Raw genomic sequence first — 14798 nt, 5'->3', positions numbered from 1 at the left:
GCATTCGCGAGCAAGCTCGCTCCCACAGGGCCATACCATCGCCAGATGTGGCCACCTGACAACTTTGTCATCTCGCGCTCAGCAACCTGACAGCCTTGATCTACGATCATCCTGCCAGCCTGCCTTGCAACAACTGGAAACATTGCGTTGATGCCTGGCGGAAAAAACCGTTCAAAATGCGTTCTTTTCTGATCGTCAGCCGAGCCGAGAATCCGTTATGCGAACCCATCTGCGTCTGGTCGCCCTGAGCGCCCTGTTCATTTCTTCCATGGCGCAAGCCGCCGACCTGATCCCGATCGAAGTGCACCGCGACGCCAATTGCGGTTGCTGCAAAAAATGGATTAGCCATCTCGAAGCCAACGGTTTCAAAGTCGAAGACCACGTCGAAAGCGACATGAGCAGCTTCAAGCAACAACATGGCATACCGCCGCGTCTGGCGTCGTGCCACACCGCGATCATCAACGGCAAATTCGTCGAAGGCCACGTGCCGGCGGAGCAGGTCCTGGCCCTGAGCAAGCGTGACGATCTGCTCGGCGTCGCCGCACCGGGTATGCCGATGGGTTCGCCGGGCATGGAAATGGACGGCATGAGCGATGCCTATCAAGTGATCGGCCTGAAAAAGGACGGCGCTGACGTTGTCGTGGCGGACTACCCGGCCCATTGATCGGCGCCGCTTACTTCGGGCTGTTCTTTGCCGCGTTCGGTGCGGCCACCTTGTTGCCGTTGCAGTCCGAGGCAGTGCTGGTCGGTTTGATCGTCAGCGAGCGTTACTGGCTGTGGGGCCTGCTTGCGGTGGCGACGCTGGGCAATGTACTCGGTTCGCTGGTCAACTGGTGGCTGGGCCGTGGCATCGAGCGCTTTCAGGATCGACGCTGGTTTCCGGTCAGCCCCGCGCACATGGCCAGGGCGCGCAAACACTATGAGCGCTACGGGCATTGGTCATTGCTACTGAGCTGGTTGCCGATCATTGGCGACCCGCTCACGCTGATTGCCGGCGTCATGCGCGAACCGCTCGGGCGCTTTCTGGTGATTGTCACTCTGGCCAAAGGTGCCCGTTATGGCGTGCTGGCCATGCTGACGCTGGGCTGGCTGGGTTGAACGTTCGGGCGCGGGCATTGCCTGTGTTTAACGTCGGCATAATCCAGCCGTTCCAGCATCGGCCGATTTCAAACGGAGTTTGACCTTATGTCTGTCACGTTTTCCCGTTGGCTCCCATCCCTGCTCCTCTGCGCCGCCCTGCCCCTGTCAGCTCAGGCTGCCACGACAGGCGAAGCCGCGCCGGAAGGCCCGGCCTACGGCCCGGAACTGCAAGGTTTCGAGTACCCCTACACGCTCAAGCACTTTGCGTTTCAGTCTCAGGGCAAATCCCTGCAGATGGGTTACATGGACGTTGCCGCCCACGGCAAGGCCAACGGCCGCACCGTGGTGCTGATGCACGGCAAGAATTTTTGCGCAGCCACTTGGGACAGTTCGATCAAGGCCTTGAGCGAGTCCGGTTACCGGGTGATCGCGCCGGATCAGATCGGCTTCTGCACCTCCAGCAAACCTGACAACTATCAGTACAGCTTTCAGCAACTGGCGACCAACACTCAGCAGTTGCTCAAAGCACTGGGCATTCAGAAATCCACGTTGCTCGGCCACTCCACCGGCGGCATGCTCGCCACCCGTTATGCCTTGTTGTTCCCTGAACAGGTCGAACAATTGGCACTGGTCAACCCGATCGGTCTGGAAGACTGGAAAGCCCTTGGTGTGCCCTATCGCACGGTGGATCAGTGGTATCAACGTGAACTCAAGGTCAGCGCCCAAGGCATTCGTGAATACGAGCGCACCACCTACTACGATGGCCGCTGGAAACCGGAATTCGACCGTTGGGTAGATATGCTCGCCGGCCTGAGCAAGGGGCCGGGCAAGACCCAAGTCGCGTGGAACTCGGCGCTGATCTACGACATGATTTTCACTCAGCCGGTGTACTACGAGTTCAAGGACCTGAAGATGCCGACCCTCCTGCTGATCGGCACATCCGACACTACGGCCATCGGCAAGGACCTCGCGCCACCTGAAGTGAAAGCGAAAATCGGCCACTATGAAGTGCTCGGCAAACAAGTGGCCAAGCTGATCCCGCAGTCGACGCTGGTGGAGTTTCCCGGCATGGGCCACGCGCCGCAAATGGAAGAACCGGCGCAGTTCCACAAAGCTCTGCTCGACTGGCTGAATACATCCAATCCGGTTCGTTGATGAGGTAAGGCTGATGGCGGTGCAGATTGCAGTGATCGATGACTGGCAGGACGTAGCCCGCGATGTGGTTGACTGGTCGGTGCTCGATAGCCTCGGTGAAGTGACGTTCGAACATGATTACCCGGCCAACAACGCCACACTGGCCGAGCGCCTGGGCCGCTATCAGGTGATTTGTGTGATGCGCGAACGCACGCGTTTCGATGAAGACCTGCTCAAGCGCCTGCCCAATCTGAAACTGCTGGTTACCGGAGGCATGCGCAACGCCGCGCTGGACATGCAGGCAGCGGCAAAACTGGGCATCAAGGTCTGCGGCACTGACAGTTACAAGCATGCCGCGCCGGAATTGACCTGGGCGCTGATCATGGCGGCGACACGAAATCTTGTGAATGAAGCTAATTCCTTGCGCGCCGGCCATTGGCAGCAAGGGCTGGGCGGCGACCTGCACGGCAAGACCCTCGGGATTCTCGGTCTGGGCAGCATCGGCCAGCGTGTCGCACAGTTTGGCCAGGTGTTTGGCATGAAAGTGATCGCCTGGAGCGAAAACCTCACCGCCGAACGGGCGCAGCAGGTTGGCGTTACGTACGTCAGCAAACAGGCATTGTTTGAGCAGGCCGACGTGTTGTCGGTGCATCTGGTGCTCAGCGAGCGCAGTCGCGGTCTGGTCGATGCGCAGGCGCTGGGCTGGATGAAACCAACGGCACTGCTGGTCAACACCGCGCGCGGGCCGATTGTCGATGAAGCGGCACTGATCAAGGCGTTGCAGAAACAGCACATTGCCGGGGCGGCGCTGGACGTGTTCGAGGAGGAACCGCTGCCAGACATGCACCCGTTTCGCACATTGGACAATGTGTTGGCGACGCCGCATGTGGGGTATGTCAGTCGGCAGAATTATGAGCAGTTCTTTGCGCAGATGATCGAGGATATTCAGGCTTGGGCGGCGGGTAGTCCGATTCGTCTGTTGAACTGAGAACTTCATGAATACAGTGGTGTAGCGACCATCGCCTTCGCGAGCAAGCTCGCTCCCACATTGGATCTGTGCCGGAAACAAATTTTCTGATCACTGAAGATCCCTGTGGGAGCGAGCTTGCTCGCGAAGGGGCAGTCACTGCCTCCCCAGCAACAAACTGCCCGCACCACAACAGTGCAACCGCCCTTCTCGCTAGCACAAAATCGTGACCGACCAGTCACCGTTTTGGCCCTCCCCCGCAGAAAAACCTGCACTTCGTCGGTGCGTTTGCCCCTCAAAAGCAAGGTTTTCGCTGCCTGCCAACCGATTGTCGAACAATTTACCCATTTGCTCTGGCCCGCTCTAGGATCTGGCCTAGACTGATTTTCGCAGGGCTCGACCGGTCGGTCACAGTCCGGAAAAAAAGTCGAAACTTTTGCTCTGCGCGACGGGTCATCTGAAAGGCAGGGCCAAAGCGACTGGTGCAATCCTTGCAATGGCCCGTTCACCCATTCTGCTTGCGCGTGTTGGGTAGCGTTTGCTCACCGATGCGTGGCGCGTTTGCGCCCGGCCACAGGACTTGGCCATGGACATCGCTTGTTCAAGACAAGAATCAGATCAACGAGACGGGAGATTCATATGATCAGTGCGGCATTGGATATTCAGGGAGAGCGTGCTCAGCAGGCGGTTGGTGAATCGAGCACCATCAGTGTTCCTGGCAGCCGACAGATCAACGTCCCCGGCACCAAAACGCTGACTCCGGTAGCGAGCCAGAACCCCAACAAGAAAAAAGTGTTGTTTGTGACCTCGGAAATTGCCGACCTGGTCAAGACCGGTGGCCTGGGTGATGTCTCCGCCGCCCTGCCCCGGGCCATGGCTCATCTGCACGACGTGCGTGTGTTGATCCCCGGTTACCCGCAGGTGATGCACAGCGAAAATCCGATCCACATCATCGGCGAACTTGGCGGCCATGCAGCGCTGCCACCGTGCAAGATCGGCCGTATGGACATGCCGGACGGGCTGGTGATCTACGTGTTGATCTGCCCCGAACTCTACGAGCGCGAAGGCTCGCCCTACGGCGCCAACAACGGCCGTGACTGGCCCGACAACCACATTCGTTTCGCACGTTTAGGTCTGGCCGCTGCTGATATCGCCGCCAACCTCGCGCAAATTCACTGGTGCCCGGATCTGGTGCACGCCCATGACTGGCCAGCCGGCCTCGCCCCTGCCTATATGCACTGGCGCGGGCAGCGTACGCCCACCCTGTTCACCATTCACAACCTCGCCTATCAAGGCGTGACCAGCCTCGGCTCCTGCCCTGAGCTGGGCATTCCCAACCATGCCCTGCAACAGGAAGGCATGGAGTTCTACGGCAAGATGTCGTTCCTCAAGGCCGGCATGGCCTATTCGAGTCACATCACCACGGTCAGCGCCACTTACGCGCAGGAAATCACCACCCCGGATTTCGGCTGCGGCCTCGACGGTTTTCTCGCCGCCAAGACCCAGCAAGGTTTGCTCAGCGGCATCCCCAACGGCATCGATGAAAGTTGGGACGCTGCCACCGATCCGCATCTGTTCGCACCGTTCGCCATTGGTGATTGGGAAGGCAAAGCGGTCAACGCCGCGCACGTGCGTGAGCTATTTGAATTGAATGACTCAGAAGGCCCGCTGTTCGCCGTGGTGTCGCGACTGGTCTATCAGAAAGGTCTCGACCTGACGATCGCGGTATCCGAGTACATCGTGCAGAACGGTGGCCAGATCGCCATCATCGGTCGCGGTGAACCGGAAGAAGAACAAGCCATGCGCGAACTGGCGCTGCGTTTTCCAGGACAGATCGGCGTGCGCATCGGCTTCAACGAAACCGACGCCCGGCGCATGTTCGCCGGCAGCGACTTCCTGCTGATGCCATCGCGTTACGAGCCTTGCGGTTTAAGCCAGATGTACGCCCAGCGCTTTGGTTCGCTACCAGTGGCGCGCAATACCGGCGGTTTGGCCGACACCATAGAAAACGGTGTCACCGGTTTCCTCTTCGATGAGTCCACCGCTGAAAGCTATCAAGAGGCCCTGAGCCGCGCGTTCAAGGTGTTCGCCTTCCCCGAGCTGCTTAATGCCATGCGTTGCCGGGCAATGGCCGCACCGTTCAACTGGTGCAAAGCGGTTGAACCGTATGCCGAACTCTACGAACAACTGGTCGCCAAGGCGCTGGGTAAAGCTCACCACAAATAACCAGGGAGGTTCACCACGATGCCGTTACGGTCTACTGAAACCTGGCCCCACGGCGCGATCATGCTGGACGCCGAACACACGCAATTTGCGCTATGGGCGCCAGATGCGTTTTACGTCAGTGTCGAACTTGAAAACGGCCAGTCGTTGCCGATGCTGTCTCAGGCAGACGGCTGGTTTGTGATCAAGGCCCGCTGTCCGGCGGGCACGCGTTACCGCTACAACATCGACGGCGAACTGGAGGTGCCCGACCCGGCCGCCAGGGCACAGGATGGCGACCTTGACCGCCACAGCGTGGTGGTCGATCCGCTGGCCTATCAATGGCGCTACACTGCCTGGCTCGGTCGGCCGTGGAGCGAAGCAGTCATCTACGAGTTGCACGTCGGTGCGCTCGGTGGCTTCGCTGAAGTCGAACAACATCTGGCGCGCCTTGCGGGCCTGGGCATCACCGCCATCGAACTGATGCCGCTGGCGCAGTTTCCCGGCGAACGCAATTGGGGCTACGACGGTGTCTTGCCCTACGCCCCGCACGCCTCTTACGGCACGCCGGAACAACTCAAACACCTGATCGACAGCGCCCACGGCCACGGCTTGGCCGTCATTCTTGATGTGGTCTACAACCACTTCGGCCCCGACGGCAATTATCTGCATCGTTACGCGAAAGGCTTTTTCCGCGAGGACAAACACACACCGTGGGGCGCAGCGATCGATTTCCGCCGCGACGAAGTGCGCGAGTTTTTCATCGAAAACGCCCTGATGTGGTTGCTTGAGTACCGCTTCGACGGTCTGCGTCTGGACGCGGTGCATGCCATCGAGGACCCGGACTTCCTCACAGTAATGGCCCAGCGCATCCGCGCGCAGATCGACCCGAGTCGGCACGTCTGGCTGACCGTGGAAAACGAACTCAACCAGTCGAGCCTGCTCGAATACGACTACGACGCGCAATGGAACGACGACGGCCATAACGCCCTGCACGTGTTGCTGACCGGCGAAACCGATGCCTATTACGCCGACTACGCCGCACAACCCACCGAACAGCTGGTGCGCTGCCTCAGTCAGGGGTTTGTCTTCCAGGGCCACATCACTCGCCACGGCGAACCTCGCGGCGAGTCCAGCGAACACCTGCCGTCCACAGCGTTCGTGCTGTTCCTGCAAAACCACGATCAGATTGGCAACCGTGCGTTCGGCGAGCGCCTGCATCATCTGGCCGATCCGCGAGCCGTGCAGGCAGCGACCGTGTTGTTGCTGCTGTCACCGATGATTCCGTTGATGTTCATGGGCGATGAGTTCGCCGCCGAGCAGCCGTTCCTGTTTTTCACCAGTCACCACGGCGAACTGGCGAAACTGGTGCGTGAAGGACGACGCAATGAATTCGCCGCGTTCAGCGCCTTCACCGATCCGCACAAGCGCGAGCAGATTCCTGACCCGAATGCTGAAAAAACCTTCCACGCCTCACAGCCAAGGTTGATCGGCCATGGCAGCGAAAAACAGCAGGAAACCCTCGCGCTCTACCAAAAGCTCCTGCAATTTCGCCATCAATACATCATTCCCCATCTGTCCGGCACGCAAGCGCTCGGCGCCCATATGCTCGGTTATGGCGCGGTCAGTGCGCGCTGGCGTTTGGGCAATGGCAGCGAGCTGCGAATTGACCTGAACCTCAGCGACACGCCAGTGGTCAACCCTCCACAGACCGAGGCCGTGTGGTTGTTTCAACAGCCATCCGCCGTCGATCTATCGGAATCGGGCGTACTGCCCGCGTATTGCGCGCTTGTCAGCCTCACGGCCGCAACCCCTTTGCAACCTCTGAATGGAGAGCGCCTATGAGCGATGCGCAACTGGAAATTCTCGCAAGCCGCGCCGGCCTCGCCGTCGACTGGATCGACGCCAACGGCCGCCCGCAAAAAGTCGCCCCGGCGGTGCTGCGCAATGTCCTGATCGGGCTCGGCCACCCCGCCAGCACCGCGCAGGAAATCGACGCCAGCCTGTTGGAACTGCAAGCCGTTCAACAAGACCGCCACCTGCCGCCGCTGTTGACCGCCGATGTCGGTGTCGGCGTGGATCTGGCGCGGTACTTCGCACCGCAAACGCCTTGCGAAATCCACCTTGAAGACGGCTCGCGGCTGAACCTGAGACTCGATTCCGAAGCGATATTGCCGGGGCTGATCCCGGTCGGCTATCAACAGGTGCACATCAGTGATCAGTATTTCACCTTGGCCGTGGCGCCGGAGCGCTGCTTCAGCGTCGGCGATGCGGTGGATAATCCGATTCCACGCGTCTGGGGCCTGAGTGCGCAGTTGTATTCGCTGCGCCGCGCAGGCGACGGCGGCTTCGGCGACACTCAAGCGCTGGAAGACTTGGTCCGCGTGGCCGGTGAACGCGGCGCCGATGCCTTGGCGATCAGCCCGCTGCACGCCATGTTCAGCGCCGACACCGGGCGCTACAGCCCATATTCGCCATCCAGTCGGTTGTTCCTCAATTCTCTTTACGCAGCACCCGGGGCCATTCTCGGTGAGCGCGCCTTGCGTGATGCGATCGACGCGGCCGGCCTGGCCGAGCAGTTCGCGCAACTGGAAGACCTGACACTGATCGACTGGCCGAGTGCCGCCGACGCCAAGCAGAAACTCTTGCAAGCCTTGTACGAAGGTTTCATCGCCGGTGAGCATCCGCTGCACCCGGACTTCGCCAGTTTCCGCCACGCTGGTGGCGAAGCGCTGGAAAACCACTGCCGTTTCGAAGCGATTCAGGAAATGCGCGCCGCCCGTGGCGAAAACCTTGACTGGCGGCAATGGCCGGAGCACTGGCACGACCCACGCGGCGCGGCGCTCGAAGCCTTTGCCGAAGAGTACGCCGAACGCATCGGCTATTTCGCTTTTTGCCAATGGCTGATCCACCGTTGCCTAGAACGTGCGCAAACCGCCGCCCGCAGCGCTGGCATGGGCATCGGCCTGATCGCCGACCTCGCCGTCGGGGCCGATGGCGCCGGCAGTCAGGCCTGGAGCTTTCAGGATGAGTTGCTCGCCTCGCTCACCGTCGGCGCGCCGCCGGACATTCTCAATCGTTCCGGTCAGGGCTGGGGGATTTCCGCCTTCTCTCCGGAAGGCCTGATCCGCAACGGCTTTCGCGCCTTCATCGACATGTTGCGGGCCAATTTCGCCCATGCCGGCGGCTTGCGCATCGACCACGTGATGGGCCTGCAACGCTTGTGGGTGATCCCCAACGGCGCGGCGCCGGCCGATGGCGCGTACCTGTATTACCCAGTGGACGATCTGCTGCGATTGTTGACCCTTGAATCCCATCGTCATCAGGCCATCGTCCTCGGCGAAGACCTCGGCACCGTGCCCGACGGCTTGCGCGAAAAACTCAGCGCGCGGGGGATGCTCGGCATGCGCGTACTGTTGTTTGAACAGGACAACACTTATTTCAAACCGATACTCGACTGGCCGGACAACGCGCTGGCGACCACCAGCACCCACGACCTGCCGACACTCAACGGCTGGTGGCATGGCCGCGACATCGACTGGAATGCACGCCTGGGTTTTGTCGATGCCAACGGTGAAATCGAATGGCGGCACCACCGACAACGTGAGCGCGAAGGCTTGCGCAACGCCTTGAGTCAGGACCCGCAGAATTTTCGCGAGGAATCCCACGAGGCAGATCAAGTGGTCGATGCCGCTGTGCGTTTTCTCGGCCACACCCGCGCACCACTGGTGCTGTTACCGCTGGAGGATGCGTTGGGCATCAACGAGCAAGCCAATTTTCCGGGCACCATCGACGCCCATCCGAACTGGTCACGACGTTTGCCCGGCACCAGTGAAGCACTGCTCGATGACGCTGACGCCGCGCGACGTCTGGAACTGCTCGCCTGTGCGCGTCTTCAGGCTGCCGAGCGTGACCAATGAATCAAACGCTCATTCAGCCTCTGCGCGCGACCTTGCGCCTGCAATTTCATAAAGGCTTCACTCTGGAACAAGCGGTGCCGCTGGTGCCGTACTTTGCCAGTCTTGGCATCAGCCACATTTATGCCTCGCCGCTACTCGCCGCGCGGGCCGGCTCGATGCACGGTTACGACGTGGTCGACCCGACCCGGGTCAACCCGGAACTCGGTGGCGAGCCAGCGTTAAGGCGCCTGGTCAGCACCCTGCGTGAACACAACATGGGGTTGATCCTCGACATCGTCTCCAACCACATGGCCGTCGGTGGCAACGACAACCCGTGGTGGCTCGACTTGCTGGAATGGGGTCGGCTCAGCCCTTACGGCGAGTTCTTCGACATTCAGTGGCATTCGCCCGACCCGTTGATGGAGGGCCAGTTGCTGCTGCCGTTTCTCGGCAGCGATTACGGCGTGGCCTTGCAGGAAGGCACGCTGAATTTGCAGTTCAACGCGCAGACCGGCAGCTTTTACGTCGAACATTACGACCATCACTTCCCGATCTGCCCGAGTGACTACGGTGAGATCCTCAAACACCAAGAGACGCTGAAATCCCTCGCTGACCGGTTCAACACGCTCAGTTATCAGACCGATGCACATTCGCTGGCGATGCCACTGAAGGAAGAGCTGCGCGAACTGGCGAACGATCCGCAGACGCTTGAAGCGATTCAAAGCAACCTTGAGCATTTCGACTCAACGACCGAAGCAGGCTTCCAGGCGCTGCATCAGTTGCTCGAGCGCCAAAGCTATCGCCTCGCCAGTTGGCGCACGGCAGCAGATGACATCAACTGGCGGCGCTTTTTCGACATCAACGAACTTGGCGGGCTACGCGTCGAGCGCCCGGCAGTGTTCGAAGCCACCCACGGCAAGATCTTCCAGTTGATTGCCGAAGGGCTGGTCGATGGTTTGCGCATCGACCACATCGATGGCCTCGCCGACCCGCGCGGTTACTGCCGCAAACTGCGCCGCCGGGTTGATCTGCTGGCACCGGGCAGGCACTTGCCAATCTACGTCGAGAAGATCCTCGGCGCTGGTGAAACCCCGCGCCGCGACTGGACGGTGGATGGCACCACCGGTTACGAGTTCATGAATCAACTATCGCTGCTGCAACACGACCCGGACGGCGAATACGTGCTCGGCGACCTCTGGCAACGGCGCACCGAACGCCCGGCCGCATTCATCGAAGAAGCGCAACTGGCGCGTCAGCAGATTCTCAACGGCTCCCTGGCCAGTGATTGCGAGAGCGTCGCCCAGGCCCTGTTGCAAGTCGCCCGTGATGACCTGATGACCCGCGACCTGACCCTTGGCGCGATCCGCCGGGTGTTGCAGGCGTTGATCGTGCATTTCCCGGTGTACCGCACTTACATCAGCGCCATGGGCCGCTCGGCGCAGGACGAAGCATTTTTCCAGCAGGCCATGGACGGTGCCCGGCAGACTCTGAGCGAAGCCGACTGGCCGGTGCTCGACTGCGTGGCCGGTTGGCTGGGCGGGACCCCATGGCGGCAAAAACCGCGCGGGCGCTCACGCAAGATTCTCAAGCATGCCTGCGTACGCTTTCAGCAACTGACTTCACCGGCAGCGGCCAAAGCCGTGGAAGACACCGCGCTGTATCGCTCGGCGGTGCTGCTGTCACGCAATGACGTCGGCTACAACACCGAGCAATTCAGTGCCCCGGTCAGCGACTTTCATGCAGTCAATCTGCAACGGCTGAACGACTTCCCCGACAACTTGCTGGCCACCGCCACCCACGATCACAAACGTGGCGAAGACACTCGCGCACGTCTGGCTGTGCTCAGCGAGCGCAGCCATTGGTATGCCGAGCAGATCGAGTTGTGGCGCGCCCTCGCCCGTCCCGTTCGGGTTGACGAGCAGATGCCGTCGAGCGGCGATGAACTGATCCTCTATCAAGCCTTGCTCGGCAGTTGGCCGCTGCAACTGCGCGATGACGATCAGGCCGGGTTCGCCGACTACGCCAAACGTATCTGGCAATGGCAGCAGAAAGCCCTGCGCGAAGCCAAGCTGCAAAGCAGCTGGAGCGCGCCGAACGAAGCCTATGAAAACGCCGCACAGGCATTCACCGAAAAACTCCTCACCGGTGAGGAAGGCGAACTGCTGCGCGCGGCGTTGAGCAAGACCGTCAACAGCATCGCCGCTGCCGGCGCCCTCAACGGCTTGGCGCAAACCTTGCTGCGCATGACCGTGCCGGGGGTGCCGGATCTGTATCAGGGCAATGAGTTCTGGGACTTCAGCCTGGTTGATCCGGACAACCGCCGGCCGGTGGATTACGCCGCTCGCGAGCACGCACTGGAGGCGCCATTGCCACCTGTGGAACTGTTGGCGAATTGGCGTGACGGGCGCATCAAGCAAGCCTTGATTGCGCAAGTGTTGAACCTGCGCGTCGAGCATGCCGAGCTGTTCCGGCGTGGTGACTACCAGCCGTTGGAAGTGCTCGGCAGTCAGGCGCACAACGTGCTCGCATTTGCCCGCGAACACGAGGGAATACAGGCGATCGTGATCGTGCCGATCCGTTGTGCAACCCTGCTGGAAAACGGTGCTGTACCCCAGGTCGATGCGCTGCGCTGGGGCGATACGCGGGTGGTTCTACCGTTCGCCGCCTCTGACACAAACCTGAAGGGACTTTTTTCAAGCAGCGCAGTCACAAAAAACAGGGAGCTGAATATCAGCGACGCGCTGGGGGATGTCCCGGTCAATCTCTTTATCCAACACTTAACACAAGCATGAGTTCAGTTCAGGAGCATTGCGATGAGTACCGACGATAAACGCATCCGCGAATTCGCCTATCAAATCTGGGAATCGGAAGGCCAACCTGATGGTCAGGAGGCGCGCCATTGGGAGATGGCGCGCAAGCTCGCTGAAGCCGAAGCGCTTGCACCGAAGAAACCACCAAAAGCCGCTGGTAGCAAAGCCGCGGGCAAAACCGCCGAGCCCAAAGCTCCGGTCGCCAAACCGAAACCTGCGGCCAAGGCCAAACCGGCCAGCGCTGCAAAAGTGATTCCCCCGGGCGAAAAACCCGCTGAGAAAAAGCCTCGAGCGCCGAAGAAGCCTTCGGCGATCTGACGCTCTAACCGGATTATTGAACTGAATGAACGTGTGGCGGGTTCGCTCGCCACCATGGGCTGACTCGCCCTGAAGAAATACACAAATCCCTTGTGGGAGCGAGCTTGCTCGCGAATGCGATCTGCCATTCAACATTGAAGTCGACTGACACTCCGCCTTCGCGAGCAAGCTCGCTCCCACAGGGGATCAGTGTCAACTGAACCATCCCGATTTTTGCAGGAGCAATCATGACCCGTCCAAAGAAAGCCGAACCCACCGCGCACGCCGAGCCATCCAGAATCCGCGAAGGCCTGCCCTTCCCGCTCGGTGCGACCTGGGATGGGCTGGGGGTGAACTTTGCCCTGTTCTCCGCCAACGCCACCAAGGTCGAACTGTGCATCTTCGACGATACCGGCGAAGTCGAGCTGGAACGCATCGAACTGCCGGAATACACCGACGAGATCTACCATGGCTATCTACCCGATGCGCATCCCGGACTGATTTACGGCTACCGCGTTTACGGCCCGTACGATCCGGCCAACGGTCACCGTTTCAACCACAACAAATTACTTATCGACCCGTACGCCAAGCAATTAGTGGGCGAATTGAAATGGTCGGAAGCGCTGTTCGGCTACACCATCGGCCATCCCGATGCCGACCTCAGTTTCGACGAACGCGACAGCGCACCGTTTGTGCCCAAGTGCAAAGTCATCGACCCGGCGCACACCTGGGGCAACGATCACCGCGTCAGCGTGCCGTGGGACAAAACCATCATTTATGAAACCCACGTACGCGGCATCAGCATGCGTCACCCCTCGGTGCCGGAGAACGTACGCGGCACTTTCGCCGGGCTGATGGTTGACGATGTGCTTGAACACATTCGCAAGCTCGGCGTGTCCACTGTCGAGTTGCTGCCGATTCACGCCTTCGTCAACGACCAGCATCTGCTGCACAAAGGCATGACCAATTACTGGGGCTACAACAGCATCGCCTTCTTCGCCCCGGACCCGCGCTATCTGGCCAGCGGCAAAATCGCCGAGTTCAAGGAGATGGTTGCGCACTTGCACGAAGCCAATCTCGAAGTGATTCTCGACGTGGTCTATAACCACACCGCCGAGGGCAACGAGCAAGGCCCGACCCTGTCGATGCGCGGCATCGACAACGCCTCGTACTACCGCTTGATGCCCGACGACAAGCGCTTCTACATCAACGATTCCGGCACCGGCAACACCCTCGATCTGAGCCACCCGTGCGTGCTGCAGATGGTCACCGACTCGTTGCGCTACTGGGCCAGCGAAATGCACGTCGACGGCTTCCGCTTCGACCTGGCGACCATTCTCGGCCGTTATCACGACGGTTTCGACGAACGTCACAGCTTCCTCGTCGCCTGCCGTCAGGACCCGGTGCTGCGTCAGGTGAAAATGATCGCCGAGCCGTGGGACTGCGGCCCCGGTGGCTACCAGGTCGGCAACTTCCCGCCGGGCTGGGTCGAGTGGAACGACAAGTTCCGCGACACCGTGCGCGCCTTCTGGAAAGGTGACGACGGTCAGGTTGCCGATTTCGCCAGTCGCATGACCGCCTCGGGCGAGATGTTCAACCAGCGTGGACGGCGGCCGTATTCTTCGGTGAATTTCATCACTGCTCATGACGGTTTCACCCTCAACGACCTCGTGTCGTACAACGACAAACACAACGAAGCCAACGACGAGAACAACCAGGACGGCAGCAACAACAACCTGTCGTGGAACCACGGAGTCGAAGGCCCGACTGACGATCCCGAGATCAACGCCCTGCGCCATCGGCAGATGCGCAATTTCTTCGCCACGCTGCTGCTTTCCCAGGGCACGCCGATGATCGTTGCCGGTGACGAATTTGCCCGCACTCAGGACGGCAACAACAACGCCTACTGCCAGGACAGTGAGATCGGTTGGGTCAACTGGGACCTGAGCGAGGACGGCAAGGCACTGCTCAAATTCGTCAAACGCCTGATCAAGTTGCGTCTGGCCTATCCGATCCTGCGCCGGGGGCGCTTCCTGGTCGGCGAGTACAACGAGGACATCGGCGTCAAGGACGTCACCTGGCTGGCACCGGACGCCACCGAGATGACCACCGAACACTGGCATGACGCGCACAACCGCTGCCTGGGCATGTTGCTCGACGGCCGCGCGCAGGAAACCGGAATTCGCCGCAAAGGTGCGGATGCGACGCTGCTGCTGGTGGTCAACGCCCATCACGACATCGTCAACTTCACTTTGCCGGAAGTGCCGGAAGGCAGCTTCTGGACATGCATGATCGACACCAATCAGCCGTCGATCCGTGGCCAGGAACGCTTCGATTTCGGCCACGAATACTCGGTTACCGGGCGCTCGTTGCTGCTGTTCGAACTGCAACGTGATGAAGAAGATTGAT

Annotated in this window: 10 protein-coding genes; all 10 read left to right on the top strand. The window is 60.4% G+C overall.

Annotated elements, in window-relative coordinates; genetic code table 11:
• Positions 1-217 precede the first annotated feature (217 nt).
• The 10 genes from GTU76_RS13190 (at position 218) to glgX (ending at position 14797) form a co-directional block, all read left to right on the top strand.
• A complete protein-coding gene (locus GTU76_RS13190) occupies positions 218-664 on the top strand; it encodes a DUF411 domain-containing protein (RefSeq protein ID WP_016985221.1) in 447 nt (148 codons plus the stop codon).
• Complete coding sequence (locus tag GTU76_RS13185) at positions 664-1098, top strand: VTT domain-containing protein (protein WP_150708825.1); 435 nt, start codon at positions 664-666, stop codon at positions 1096-1098. The genes GTU76_RS13190 and GTU76_RS13185 overlap by 1 nt, the downstream gene beginning before the upstream one ends.
• 87 nt (positions 1099-1185) lie before the next feature.
• Positions 1186-2235 carry an alpha/beta fold hydrolase gene (locus tag GTU76_RS13180; RefSeq protein WP_180698783.1) on the top strand — a complete coding sequence of 350 codons (1050 nt, stop codon included), beginning with the start codon at positions 1186-1188 and terminating at the stop codon, positions 2233-2235.
• 13 nt (positions 2236-2248) lie between these two features.
• Entirely contained in the window at positions 2249-3202 is a 954-nt protein-coding gene (locus GTU76_RS13175) for a D-2-hydroxyacid dehydrogenase family protein (RefSeq protein ID WP_180698782.1), read from the top strand.
• Positions 3203-3820: 618 nt separating this feature from the next.
• A complete protein-coding gene (gene glgA / locus GTU76_RS13170) occupies positions 3821-5407 on the top strand; it encodes a glycogen synthase GlgA (RefSeq protein ID WP_150792632.1) in 1587 nt (528 codons plus the stop codon).
• Positions 5408-5425: 18 nt separating this feature from the next.
• On the top strand, positions 5426-7228 hold the full coding sequence (gene treZ, locus GTU76_RS13165) for a malto-oligosyltrehalose trehalohydrolase (protein ID WP_180698781.1): 1803 nt from the start codon (positions 5426-5428) through the stop codon (positions 7226-7228).
• Positions 7225-9303 carry a 4-alpha-glucanotransferase gene (gene malQ / locus GTU76_RS13160; protein ID WP_180698780.1) on the top strand — a complete coding sequence of 693 codons (2079 nt, stop codon included), beginning with the start codon at positions 7225-7227 and terminating at the stop codon, positions 9301-9303. Before treZ ends, malQ begins: the two co-directional genes overlap by 4 nt.
• The gene (locus GTU76_RS13155) at positions 9300-12074 is read left to right on the top strand and encodes a malto-oligosyltrehalose synthase (protein WP_180698779.1); all 2775 of its coding nucleotides are present in this window, start codon (positions 9300-9302) and stop codon (positions 12072-12074) included. Before malQ ends, GTU76_RS13155 begins: the two co-directional genes overlap by 4 nt.
• 21 nt (positions 12075-12095) lie before the next feature.
• Positions 12096-12410 carry a DUF2934 domain-containing protein gene (locus tag GTU76_RS13150; protein ID WP_175554235.1) on the top strand — a complete coding sequence of 105 codons (315 nt, stop codon included), beginning with the start codon at positions 12096-12098 and terminating at the stop codon, positions 12408-12410.
• Positions 12411-12637: 227 nt separating this feature from the next.
• On the top strand, positions 12638-14797 hold the full coding sequence (gene glgX / locus GTU76_RS13145) for a glycogen debranching protein GlgX (RefSeq protein ID WP_175554234.1): 2160 nt from the start codon (positions 12638-12640) through the stop codon (positions 14795-14797).
• Position 14798: the final 1 nt, after the last annotated feature.

Origin of the sequence: Pseudomonas crudilactis (assembly GCF_013433315.1) — a bacterium.
In the GTDB taxonomy this organism is placed as follows: domain Bacteria; phylum Pseudomonadota; class Gammaproteobacteria; order Pseudomonadales; family Pseudomonadaceae; genus Aquipseudomonas; species Aquipseudomonas crudilactis.
The sequence above is the reverse complement of the archived record's forward strand: the minus strand, read 5'-3'. Positions and strand labels throughout refer to the sequence as shown.

What these genes read in the sequence shown, in the direction of transcription:
- GTU76_RS13180 (WP_180698783.1), top strand. Translation starts at nt 1,186, where the DNA reads ATGTCTGTCACGTTTTCCCGTTGGCTCCCATCCCTGCTCCTCTGCGCC.
- treZ (WP_180698781.1), top strand. Translation starts at nt 5,426, where the DNA reads ATGCCGTTACGGTCTACTGAAACCTGGCCCCACGGCGCGATCATGCTG.
- GTU76_RS13150 (WP_175554235.1), top strand. Translation starts at nt 12,096, where the DNA reads ATGAGTACCGACGATAAACGCATCCGCGAATTCGCCTATCAAATCTGG.
- GTU76_RS13155 (WP_180698779.1), top strand. Translation starts at nt 9,300, where the DNA reads ATGAATCAAACGCTCATTCAGCCTCTGCGCGCGACCTTGCGCCTGCAA.
- GTU76_RS13190 (WP_016985221.1), top strand. Translation starts at nt 218, where the DNA reads ATGCGAACCCATCTGCGTCTGGTCGCCCTGAGCGCCCTGTTCATTTCT.
- glgX (WP_175554234.1), top strand. Translation starts at nt 12,638, where the DNA reads ATGACCCGTCCAAAGAAAGCCGAACCCACCGCGCACGCCGAGCCATCC.
- malQ (WP_180698780.1), top strand. Translation starts at nt 7,225, where the DNA reads ATGAGCGATGCGCAACTGGAAATTCTCGCAAGCCGCGCCGGCCTCGCC.
- glgA (WP_150792632.1), top strand. Translation starts at nt 3,821, where the DNA reads ATGATCAGTGCGGCATTGGATATTCAGGGAGAGCGTGCTCAGCAGGCG.
- GTU76_RS13175 (WP_180698782.1), top strand. Translation starts at nt 2,249, where the DNA reads ATGGCGGTGCAGATTGCAGTGATCGATGACTGGCAGGACGTAGCCCGC.